Source organism: Flavobacterium aurantiibacter (assembly GCF_002251775.1).
Classification (GTDB): domain Bacteria; phylum Bacteroidota; class Bacteroidia; order Flavobacteriales; family Flavobacteriaceae; genus Flavobacterium; species Flavobacterium aurantiibacter.
Window position 1 is genome coordinate 1 of sequence record NZ_NOXX01000137.1, and the last position, 11,769, is coordinate 11,769.

6 protein-coding genes are annotated in these 11,769 nt (G+C 41.6%); 4 read left to right on the forward strand and 2 right to left on the reverse strand.

Features of this window, described 5'->3' with window-relative positions; genetic code table 11:
• The coding region (locus CHX27_RS02670) for a choice-of-anchor L domain-containing protein (RefSeq protein ID WP_094485222.1) at positions 1–6,294 on the reverse strand (6,294 nt) is incomplete at its 3' end.
• 129 nt (positions 6,295–6,423) lie between these two features.
• Between CHX27_RS02670 and CHX27_RS02675 the strand changes: the two genes are divergently transcribed.
• The 4 genes from CHX27_RS02675 (at position 6,424) to CHX27_RS02690 (ending at position 11,084) form a co-directional block, all read left to right on the forward strand.
• Positions 6,424–7,329, forward strand: a complete 906-nt coding sequence (locus CHX27_RS02675) for a NifU family protein (protein ID WP_094485223.1) — start codon at positions 6,424–6,426, stop codon at positions 7,327–7,329.
• Between the two features lie 20 nt (positions 7,330–7,349).
• Positions 7,350–9,380 (forward strand): thioredoxin domain-containing protein, encoded by a 2,031-nt coding sequence (locus CHX27_RS02680; RefSeq protein ID WP_094485224.1) that lies wholly within the window; start codon positions 7,350–7,352, stop codon positions 9,378–9,380.
• 84 nt (positions 9,381–9,464) lie between these two features.
• Positions 9,465–10,283: a mechanosensitive ion channel family protein gene (locus CHX27_RS02685; RefSeq protein WP_094485225.1), complete on the forward strand. Its 819-nt coding sequence runs from the start codon at positions 9,465–9,467 to the stop codon at positions 10,281–10,283.
• A 12-nt stretch (positions 10,284–10,295) separates the two neighbouring features.
• Positions 10,296–11,084, forward strand: a complete 789-nt coding sequence (locus CHX27_RS02690; RefSeq protein ID WP_133063398.1) for a hypothetical protein — start codon at positions 10,296–10,298, stop codon at positions 11,082–11,084.
• Positions 11,085–11,354: 270 nt separating this feature from the next.
• Here CHX27_RS02690 and CHX27_RS02695 read toward each other — a convergent pair whose 3' ends face one another.
• Entirely contained in the window at positions 11,355–11,621 is a 267-nt protein-coding gene (locus tag CHX27_RS02695) for a hypothetical protein (RefSeq protein ID WP_094485227.1), read from the reverse strand.
• Positions 11,622–11,769 lie beyond the last annotated feature (148 nt).

Sequence of the window (11,769 nt, forward strand, 5' to 3'; positions counted from 1 at the left end):
AACAACTGCAGATTGACCAGTGATTGTAGCTGTACAAGGCGGGGTATCGGATGTTGTAACGCTCAACAAGTTAACAGTGGTAATCGAAGTTAAGTTGTTTAGTGTTATAAGGCCTTGCCCGCTTCCATCAATCGGTATTGATCCGTTTTGAGTTCCCGACAAATTCTGATACTCGAAATTAACTATAGTATTAGGAGTTGCGGAAACCGGCACTGTAGCATTACTACCTTCACAAATCGGATTAGGAGAACCGATTGTAGCAGTTGGTGCACCGGTTGAAACTGTAACGGTATCTAAAATCGGTGTTCCAAGTAGAGAACAAACTATTGATGAAATCAATTCAACTTTGGTCAAATTAACAGTAAAAGGAGTGGTTACATTGGTGAAGACTACTTGAAAAAATCCGGTAGCATCTAAAACTGCTGTCTGATCTGCACCACCGTTTATGTTGTAAGTTATGGTTGCACCAGCTAGTCCTTGGAATTGAACAGCTGTGTTACTCCCTGAACAGACCGTAAAATTATTAGGCACTATTTGAGCTGTAACCTCTGGCAGTACAGTTATGACAATTGAATCTGAATCACAATCAATCCCATTATCATTAGCTGTGGCTGTATAAGTATAAGTACCCGCGGGGAGAACAGCAGAATCGGTAATAGTAGTGCCAGTTGCTGTAAAGCCATTCGGTCCAGTCCAATTAAAAGTAGCTGCTGGCTTATCACTGGTGGCAGTGATGGTAATGGGATTGGAGTAACAAACTGGAAAGTCCGTCGGAAGTGTAGTAATACAGCAGTTCTCTACAGTTATTTGTACAATAGGTGTGGTATATGAAATATCATCTGAAACCTGAATAGTATAAGCGACGCTATATGGAGTATTACTAGGTGTGCTGGCTTCGTAATCAATAACTCCCGTAACTGGATCGATAGCTAGCCCTGAAGGAGTTGCAAAATATGTCCCTCCCAGCTCTAAATCTGGGCTTTGTGTTGGTGTACCAATAACTCCTGGTGCACTACAACCTGTTGATACATCGTAGGAAATTGTTCCAGTCGGATTAAATACATCTAAAACGAAAGGTCGATATTTTGAGCAAAATGCCGTGGAGTTTAAATCCCCAATCCGCATCCACAGTGTGAGCGGCAAGTCTTCGATATTAACTACAAATGGAACTGCTTCATTTATATTATTTGCAAAATCCATAGCAGACTGTTGGTCTGGGTGATACGATACTTCGTACAATGCAGAACTAAAGCCATTCAAAACTTGTAATGTCTGATTAATATTAAATGTTACGGTTGGTGTTAAAGGATTTATTAGGGTAATATTCTCGGGATCGGCTGTAGGAATTGGATCAGTGAAATTGACTATTATATCATCTGTTTTTTTACAGCCGGTCGCAAAAGTTATCACAGCTGTATAGACACCATTTTCTGAAACTTGCAGCTGAAACTGATTTTCTCCATCGATTTTCACACCATTAAGAAGCCAGCTGTATGTAGCATTTGGTAGCGGTGCAGAGCCAATTTGTATCGTACGAATTTCTTCATCACAAACGGCATTTCCTCCTTCAAATTCAGTGACATCATCGAATGGTGCAGCTCCTGAAATTTCAGATTCAAAATCAAAACTTCCTCCTTCGATAAATACAGCAGAAGCCAACGCAGCGTCTCCTTGATTTGCTATTACCAATTTGATGGAATATTGGTGTCCAGGAATGACATCTCCCTGCGCTTGCATAATGCGCGTCTGTCCGTTAAAGTTAATCGCAGCGTTTGCTGCAACAGTTGCATCGGCATTATTAAAATTATACTTCCCAAACCACTGTGGATTTTGTCCTCCATCACAACCAGGAAGGTGAATAGTGGTTACTTTTACGGGTATATTCGTATTTGGAATAACTGCAAGATTTTTAGGTTGTCCTCCAGCAGTAAGGTCCGTCAAAATAAAAGCAAATACATCAGAATAGGTACACTCAAAATTGTTCTGACTGTATTCCTCAGAAGCAAATACAAAGTTAAACTTTAGCTTATCTGTCGACGGAACAAAATTAAACTTCAGGAAGGCTGCATCATTGGTCGTATTTGCTGGAATACCAACTGGTGGCACCATAAATCCTGGGTTAAAATCAGTGTCGCCTGCCCAATTTCCTCCATCTACTATTGCAGCGTTTGGTCCTGCCGCACCATTTGGATCCATAGCATTACCGCAAACTAAAACGATACCGTCTTGTATGGGAAAGTCTGAATTTCTTCTATTAAAATAACCAACAGAGTAATTCAAAGGATTTGGACCGCTTGACAACTGCCAGTTACTTGTTTCTGCACAATTAGAACGCACTAAAACGTTTTGAACAAAACCTTCTGCTAAACCGCTAAGCTGACCATTCACAGAATACTTCGCAGGATCATTTTCTACCAGTATAAATCTAGATGCAGGCGTGTTAACGTCTGTACTCAAGTTATTTGCAATATTTCCGTCAGGGGTGTCGCTGGCTACTGAAGCGGTATTGGTAAAATTACTATTACTACCTATGTTATAATTGGCAGGTACCCGAACTCTAATTGTGTATGTAACCGTGGCTCCTGCTGCAAGCGAAGGTAAATTTGATATCATTGTTCCGGTCCCCGAAGTCCCATTCGGACCTACCCAAGTCATGTCAGATGGAACTATTGCTGTGTTGGTAGCTATCGGATTACTCGGAAGCAAATCTATAACTGAAACATTTACAGCATCGGACGGACCATTATTAATTACCGTAACTACATACTCATTGAATTCTTCAATCGTAAATCCAGGTACTGTATCACCAATTTTATCGTCAACAAAACGCGTTTCAGCATAAGTGGTTTTATTATCTGTCTTTAAAACAGATAAATCAGCAAACGGTCGCGGTGAATCAACATCGGTTGCCTGATTATTTGAAGTATTTGTATCCGATGGGAATATTGCATTTACGGTATAAACCAAATTGGCTGTTTGTGGAAAGCTTGCCGGAATATTTACAGTTACGGTATATTGTACTGCAGAACCAGCGGGTAAGGAGGAAATAACGTCGACCAAAGATCCGTTGCCCGATGTGCTATTACCCGTCCACGTAGCTGAGGTGATATCTGCCGGCAAACTGCTATTCACCGAAACATTACTTGCCGAGGCCGTTCCTAAGTTGCGAACTGTAATTGTATAGATTGAAGTTTGACCAGCTATATAAGTGGTTACAGCATTAGATATTGTAACTGAAATATCGTTAGCAACTGTAGAATTAACCGGAACGGTAGAACCTGTTGCTGAATTATTCGCTAGATTTAAATCAGCTGTTGTACTGCTTACACTTGCTGTATTGTTTAAAGTTCCTGAAAAATTTACTGGGATATCGACAACAACTGTAAAAATCACGCTTGCCCCTACTCCTAGCGACGGAATTGTCAGGTTAAGCGGACCCGAACCCGAAAGCCCATTATTGGATGTGTAAGAAATTATTGCAGCACCCACAGGATTTGCATTTGAAATTTGAACATTAGTTGCTACTCTTGGGCCATTGTTTGTAACCGTAACAACAAAAGTGGCTTGTGTTCCTTTAGTAGGCGCAGGTGTTGGCGGCGTAACTGTAATTAAAACGTCGGAGCTTGGAGGTGAATTCGTGTCAGAAACAGTGTTGTTTGAAGTATCCGAATCTGCTGCAAAAGTTATTGTTGGAGTTACAACTATTGCCGCGTTTGCAGTAATAGGAACTGTAACATTATACGTATAAATCACAGTTTCTCCAGCTGCTAAGGAGGTGATATTGTTATTTATTGCCCCTGTTCCGTTGGTGCCATTGCCGACCCAAGTTACCGTAGTTACTCCAGCGGGAATTGGAATAGAAACGTTTACAGCTGCCGCACTTTGAGGGCCATTGTTGGTAACTGCAACTGTGTAGGTTTGTATGGTCCCTGGCGTATAAGTTGTTGTATTATCGGAAATTGAAACCGTTACATCGGCTTGTGGATTGGAAATAACATCAACATCAAGACCCGCGTTATTGCTTGGAAATAAATCCCCCGATGAACCCGTAACCGTTCCAGCTACTGTCAAATCTCCTGCAAAACCAGCAGGTACAGTTACATTTAAAGTATATGTTACTGTAGCGCCAACAGCCAAATTTGAAATTGTATTTGTAACTGAAGTATCTCCAGTAGCAGCATTACCAGTCCATGAAGTTATTGCAGCTCCACCGCTTAAAGCGGGAATAGAAACATTGATATTCGTCGCTGGCGTTGGTCCGTTATTTCGGACAACCACAGTATAAACTAGTGTTGATGGCGCTACATAGATCGTCTGTCCATTTGATATAGTCATTTGCAAGTCGGCGGTCAATAGAGGTACATCTGTATCCACAGCCACATTATTTGCAGTCGAACTGTCTGTTAAACCTTGCGATACAACGGTAACAGTACTCACTAAATTCGCAGTAAATGATGGAGAAACCGTGTAATTGATTGTATATACAACTGACTGGCCAGGACCTATGCTTGGAATAGTTTGTGTGATACCTCCTGTCCCACTTGTTCCTATGGAAGATGTCCATACGTACGTCGTTAAACCTGATGGAGAAGGATTTGTAATGGTAACTCCGTTGACAATTTCTGAGGAATTATTAGTTACCGTTATTTGGTAAACTCCCTGGGTCGTCGTTCCACGAACATACTCTGTAGCATTGTTGGTGATAGATACACTAACATCACCACTACGTTTAGTGTCAGAATCTGTGCAAGTGGAACAATTAGGATTTGGATCAAATGTATCCGAATCCACATTAACTGTACTCACTAATGGAGAAACTGCTGTATTTGAAACAGATACATTTATAGTAAATGTTACTGTTTCGCCTGCAGCTAAAGCTGGTATTACTAAATCTAACAAATCTGCTCCAGCTGTACCGTTTGTAGCCGACCAACTTATAACATCTGCTCCTGCTGATAAAGTTTGTATAACCGATACATTCTCGGCTGTTTGCGGACCATTATTTGTTACTGCAACAGTATACGTTGTTTGCGATCCTCCTGCAAAAGTTGTCTGATTGTTGGTAATCGTAGTTACTAGATCAGCTCCCGATGTATTAATATCGGTACATCCGTCGCATTGTGAATTCAAATCAGTTTCAACTCCGCTGGCATTGGCTACTGCAATTAAAGATCCCGTAAAGCCAATCGGAACATCTATAGTTACTGTATAAGTTACATTTGCACCTACTGCCAAACTAGGAATGGTGTTAGACAATGCACCCGTTCCGCCAGTAGCGTTACCCGCCCAAGACATTGATGTTATACCAACAGGCAAAGGAAATGTAACATCTACGTTTGTAGCTACATCTGGACCTAAATTTTGAACAACGACTGTATATGTAGAGCTACTTCCCGCTATATATGTATCCGAATTATCTGAGTTAGTAACCGTAATATCAGCTCCCTGCGCTTTTACATCGAATTGAGTTACGTTATTGTTCGTCAAATTTGCATCTGTTGAGGTTGAAAAAACCGAACAATTTAATTGCAAAAGCACTTGAAAATCCGTAGGAACAGCGATATTTAGTGTGTAAGTAACGGTTTCTCCAACAGCTAAATTGCCTAAATTGTCAGACAAGGCTGTTCCCGTACCAGAGCTACCATTCGAGCCTGTCCAAGTAAAATTAGCATCTGGAATTGTGCTAGGTATATCACAGAAAATCGAAACATTTAACGCTGGCGTCGGTCCTAAATTTGTTACCGTAGCAATATAGGTAGATACCTGTCCCGGAAAATAATAAGTAGTATTGTTCGTAAAAGTAAGTGCAATATCAGAAGAGCTTTGTTGATCTGTATCAGAAGCTAAGTTCGAATTCGAATTCGGATCGGCTACAGCTGGCAATGCCGGAGAGGGCGGTGCAGTAAGTGCCGGAGCTCCGATACTGTTGGCCGTAGCTGCAACTGTGAGAGGGCCGCTGTATGTTAATGGAACATCGATAAACAACGTGTAGGTAACCGTTTGCCCAGAAGTTAATGTGCGTATCCGATCAAAAAGCTGTGAATTTGAACCCGATGTATTATTACTGCCTTCCCAATAATACCCTTCGGTGATTCCAGCAGGAAGCGGACTAATAACCTCAACGCCATTGGCCGTATTGGGCCCAAAATTTGAAACGGTTATTGTGTAAATTAATTCCGTCCCAGGAACATACACAATTTGATTGTTCGTTACAGAAACTACAACATCAGCCTGCTGACCTACTGCTACTTGTATGAATCCAAAAAATAAAAGTAATTGTAATAATTTTTTCATAGCGATACCCAAATGTTAGTCGATACCTGTATCTAAAACCATAAGCTTTCCTTAAAGATTTATTAAATCTCCAAATATAAATAAGTAACCGTAGTTTCTTTGTTAATTTTGCAGAATACTACAATTTTTATGGAAAATGTTATAATTAAATCAACTCAAAACCCAACAATTTTAAAGTTTGAGTTGCAAGCACATACAATACCCGGCGGACAACATCAGTTTAAAAACATCGATGAAGCCGTAAACTCTCCACTAGCCCAACAGCTTTTTTACCTCCCTTTTGTAAAATCAGTTCTTCTCGCAGATAACTTTATCGCTATTGAACGTTACAATATTGTCGAGTGGGAAGATGTCAAAGATGCTGTCGCTGAACAAATAAACGACTTCATTAATAACGGAGGAATTCTCGTAAAATTGCCCGAAAAACCAGCTTTTGAATTGAAAAAGCCCGCAACAGTTTACGGTGAAACCACACCTAATCCCGCGGTTTTGAAATTCGTCTGCAGCCGTTTGCTCACCAAAGTAGCGGCAGAATTTAAAAATATCGACGAAGCCCAAGAAGCACCCCTGGCTATCGAACTCTTTAAAATCCCATTCGTGAAAGAAGTTTTTATCGATGAAAATTACGTCTCAATCACCAAATACAGCAGTTACGACTGGAACGAAATTACGCTCGAACTGCGCACGTTCATCAAAAGTTATGTGGAAAGCGGCGGACCTATTCTCAACGAAGAAGCTTTCAAAAAAACCGCTGTCGCAGAAAAGCAAACTGTCGCCAATTTCGACAACCTAGATACAACGTCGCAGCAAATTATCAATATTCTCGAAGAATACGTAAAACCAGCAGTGGCTGCCGATGGCGGAAATATTCTTTTCGATTCGTACGACCCAGAAGATAAACGCGTAAAAGTTGTTTTACAAGGTGCGTGCAGCGGCTGCCCATCGTCGACATTTACCCTGAAAAGCGGTATCGAAAACATGTTGAAAGACATGCTAAAAGACGAACAAATTAAAGTCGAAGCCATTAACGCCTAGCACCAAACATCCCGATACACATGAACGAACTCGCCCAACAAAAAAGTGTGTATCTCAAACAACACGCCAATAATCCCATTTACTGGAAAGCGTATTCGCAAAAAATCTTAGATCAAGCCACCGCAGCCGATAAGCTAATCGTTTTTAGCATCGGCTACGCAGCTTGTCATTGGTGCCATGTGATGGAACACGAAAGCTTCGAAAACCAAGACGTGGCCGCATTGATGAACCAACACTTCATCTCGGTGAAAATCGATCGTGAAGAACATCCCGACATCGATGCCGCCTACATGAAAGCCGTGCAACTCATGACGCAACGCGGCGGCTGGCCACTAAACGTAGTTACCTTGCCCGACGGCCGACCTATTTGGGGCGGAACCTATTTCCGAACTGAAGAATGGACACAGAGCCTTGAACAACTAGCAAAATTGTACCAAAATCAGCCGGCTGTCATTTTCGAATACGCCGAGAAACTCGAACATGCATTACTTTCCATCCAAAATCCGCTGGAAATAAAACCGCTTTTTGAGTTTCCATCACAACCCGAAAATCAAAAAGAGTTTTTTGCGCAACTGCTCGAAAAATGGTCGTCGAACTTCGATCACGAATGGGGTGGAATGGATCGGGCACCCAAATTTCCGATGCCTTCCAACTATAAATTACTGTTAGAAGTTGGCAATCAATTCAACTTAAATACGTACAGCAATTTCGCGCTATACACGCTAAAACGAATGGCATTAGGAGGAATTTACGACGCTGTAGCCGGCGGGTTTTCACGCTACTCAGTCGACCACCGCTGGCATGTTCCGCATTTCGAAAAAATGTTATACGACAATGCTCAACTCCTTTCGCTTTGCGCAGAAACAGCCAAACAATTCAACGATTCTTTTCTTAAACGCATCGCAAAACAAACCACCCTGTTTCTGGAAGAAAATTTAAAATCCGAATCTGGTTTATACTTTGCCGCACTCGATGCCGACAGCCTAAACGCCTCCGGAACAGCAGCCGAAGGCGCATTCTATACCTGGACAAAAGACGAACTTCAAGCCGTATTAGGCGAATCGTATGATTTCTTCTCCAAAGTTTTTCATGTCGATGAACTCGGCTATTGGGAAGACGAACAGTATGTTTTATTTCGAACCGACGACGACCTTTCTCTGGCGCACAAATTGAACTTCCACGAAAGTGCCTTCGCGGAAAAACTTGAAAACAGCTTGGGTCTGCTGAAAACGGCACGAAAAAAGAGATCCGATCCGGTTACCGACACCAAAAAAATTAGCTCGTGGAACGCCCAACTCCTGAGCGCCTACTGCAAAGCTGCTACGGCATTCGGCGACGAAGAGTACCTTCAGCGCGCTACCGACCTGGCCTTTGCTTTGGAAAAAAACAGCTTAACTGGAAATCGCGTTTTTCGGGTAGATACGCAAGAAATAAACGGATGTCTCGAAGATTACGCCTTTGCTATCGAAGCGTTTTTAGATTACTACCAGCTAACGGCAAACGAGAATTTTCTCCGTAAAGCAATCGATCTTTGCCAGACCGTTCTGCGCGAGTTTGATCACAAAAACGGCATTTTCTTCAAATATCAAGCCTCGGCCACGCGCGAATCTTTGGTACATATCGAAACCGAAGACAACGTTATAAATGCCTCGAATTCGGTGCATTGCAGGAATTTGTTTCGCTTGGGCATCATTTGCTCGAACAACGACTTTTTAGAACGAGCAAACAAAATGCTCGAAGCAATTACCGTTCGCATCGATTATCCCGGAGCGTATGCCAACTGGCTTTCTATTTTGCTCGCCAACTACAACCAACAGCGCGCCGTCATTGTCTCAAATCCGAACTTTGCTGCAAAACTCGAAATCCTCGAAAATATAGCGGCCGACGTGCAAATCATCTATGCTTCAACCCATTTTGAACTTCCACAAACAACAGGAAAATATAGCGATGAAGTAAAACTGTACAGCTGTTCGGTTGCCGGTTGCGACTTGCCCGTGACCAGCATCAACGAGCTGCCAAAAGATTGGTTTTTTGCCGCGAACCAACGCTAACAATTCCTCAAATCGAAAGTTGTAAACGCGTGTCGGAATTAACACCACCAAGCCGTACTTTTGCTGCGGAAAAATAAAAAAGCTATGTTTTTGCAATCTTCAATCGACGTTCAAACCCAAAAAATTAGCACCTACACCGAGAAACTTTGGCAAATCATCATCGATTACTCGCCAAAACTCATCAGTGCGTTTATCATTCTATTTGTTGGTTTGTATTTAATTCGAATCGTAAACCGACTCATCCGTCGGATCATGCTCAAACGCGAACTCGACCCTACCTTAAGTAAGTTTTTAGCCGACATTTTTCTCTGGATTTTGCGCGCTTTTCTGTTCGCTGCCTTCATTTCAAAATTGGGTATAGAAACCTCATCGTTTGTAGCCATTTTAGGAGCTGCGGGCTTGGCGGTTGGTTTATCCTTACAAGGCTCGTTGTCGAATTTTGCCGGAGGCATGCTCATTATTTTGTTCAAACCCTTCCGCGTAGGCGATTACATCGAAGCGCAAAACGTTACCGGCGAAGTTTCTGAAATTCAGATCTTTGTAACAAAAATCATCGGTGCTAACAACCAAACAATTTATGTTCCAAACGGCGCGTTAAGCAACGGAACTATTGTAAATTTATCGCAAGCTGGTATTCGCCGTGTTGATTTGAGCATTGCCATTTCGTATAACGCTAATTTGCTGAAAGTAAAAGAAATAATTGAAAAAATTTTGTCCGATAATCCAAAGATTCTAACGAATCCCGAACCGCGTGTCGATGTAATTGCCTTGGCCGATCACGTAAAAATTGCGGTCCGACCTTGGGTTTCATTCACCGATTATCCCGTAATTGCGGCTGAAACGCTAGAAAAAATCAAACTCGAACTCGATGCCGCCGAAATTGCCCTGCATCCGGTTGCTTAAATGATAGTACACATGAAAAAAATTGCCACTTTACTTTGTTATTTAATCCTTTTGGGCTGTTCCGAAAGTTCTAGTGAAATCAATACCGAACCGGAGGTTTTCGAATTTACGGCAACGCCGAGTGCTACCACAGTTAGCATCGATCAATTGCTTACTATAAACCTGGTTGCAGCCGAAGTAATTACGGAAGTTTGGCCGTCGTTCGATAATTTTCAAACAGGTGGTTACGCCCTAAACGGATTTGGTTCCAACACCAATATTTATTTTGCATTTCAAACGCCGGGTACGCAAACGCTGAAAATTCGTTGCAAAAATGCGGCTGGCGCGTTGGGCGAAAAATCGATCACTGTAAATGTTGTTCGCGGAAATGCGGTGAGGTTAAAATCGATCGAACTTATAAATTTTACGGGCATCAACACCGATCTCGATACCGAATTTCCGGCGGGAAGTACCGATGCAAAAGCCGACTTGCGTTTTGGTTTTCAGAAAATTCAAATCGGCAATTACCGCGAATCGGCTTTTAACTACCGACAGTGGTATTTTTCGGCGATACAACTCAACCAACAGAGCTTGTTTTGGAATCTCGAAAACGAAAATTTATACGTAGTTCCGAGCAGTGTTTTGCGTTTTGGTGCCGGCGAAGTAGATGGCGAAATTGGCATGATCGACTTCTTTATGGAAGCACCTTACTACGGCGAAATCAATTTTTCAAACTACGAAACCGACCGTCCGGAGTTTATTACGATCACATATCCCAACCAAAACGTTACGATACGCGTGGGTGTTGAGTGGGCTAATTAGTTTTTGTAGCTATTCCCGCCTTTCGCTGTAGTCCTCGTAAAAAAAGGCGTGTTCATGGGGCTGCAACCGGCTTCTGGGGTCGCCGCTTTTAACCCAATTCACACAGCCTTTTTTTACTCCGGGCTGCCGCTGCAGTCGGGGCTAGGCAAACGTCTTTGATTATATACTGTATTACTTTCGGCACGGATTACAAATCCGCGCTATCGGGGTTATTACAATAATTGCATTTGCCATCTGAGCGAAGTTTTCATTAAAATCACTTTTTTGCAATTAATTGTTTCTACATCCAATCCTTTCTGATTGTTTTAGAATTTGAACTAGTTCTTTATAATTAGCAAAGCTGATTTTTTTACGTTTTGATGCGTCAATCCCATTCCCTTTGAATATTTTTAAGTTTGTTGGTACGCTTACTTTTTTCGTATGATTGTATTCTATAGAATTCCAATTACTGCCATAAGAAGAAAAACTACTCCAAAAATAGCCTGTAAATAATGGCTTTTTGTTTTGGCAAATCGCAAACTTTATTCCTTCTTTCATAGATGGTTTTAGTGAGACAATCTTATTGATTGCATCAGCTGATAATTTTATTTGGCCTGTAATAGTATCAAGACATATGATTTCATCATTAATTATTAAAGGGATGTTTAGTACACGACAAAAAACATAATTGATTAAAAATCAATAA

Excerpts from the sequence above, each read along its gene's own strand:
- CHX27_RS02680 (WP_094485224.1), top strand. The coding sequence starts at position 7,350 with ATGAACGAACTCGCCCAACAAAAAAGTGTGTATCTCAAACAACACGCC.
- CHX27_RS02690 (WP_133063398.1), top strand. The coding sequence starts at position 10,296 with ATGAAAAAAATTGCCACTTTACTTTGTTATTTAATCCTTTTGGGCTGT.
- CHX27_RS02695 (WP_094485227.1), bottom strand. The coding sequence starts at position 11,621 with ATGAAAGAAGGAATAAAGTTTGCGATTTGCCAAAACAAAAAGCCATTA.
- CHX27_RS02675 (WP_094485223.1), top strand. The coding sequence starts at position 6,424 with ATGGAAAATGTTATAATTAAATCAACTCAAAACCCAACAATTTTAAAG.
- CHX27_RS02685 (WP_094485225.1), top strand. The coding sequence starts at position 9,465 with ATGTTTTTGCAATCTTCAATCGACGTTCAAACCCAAAAAATTAGCACC.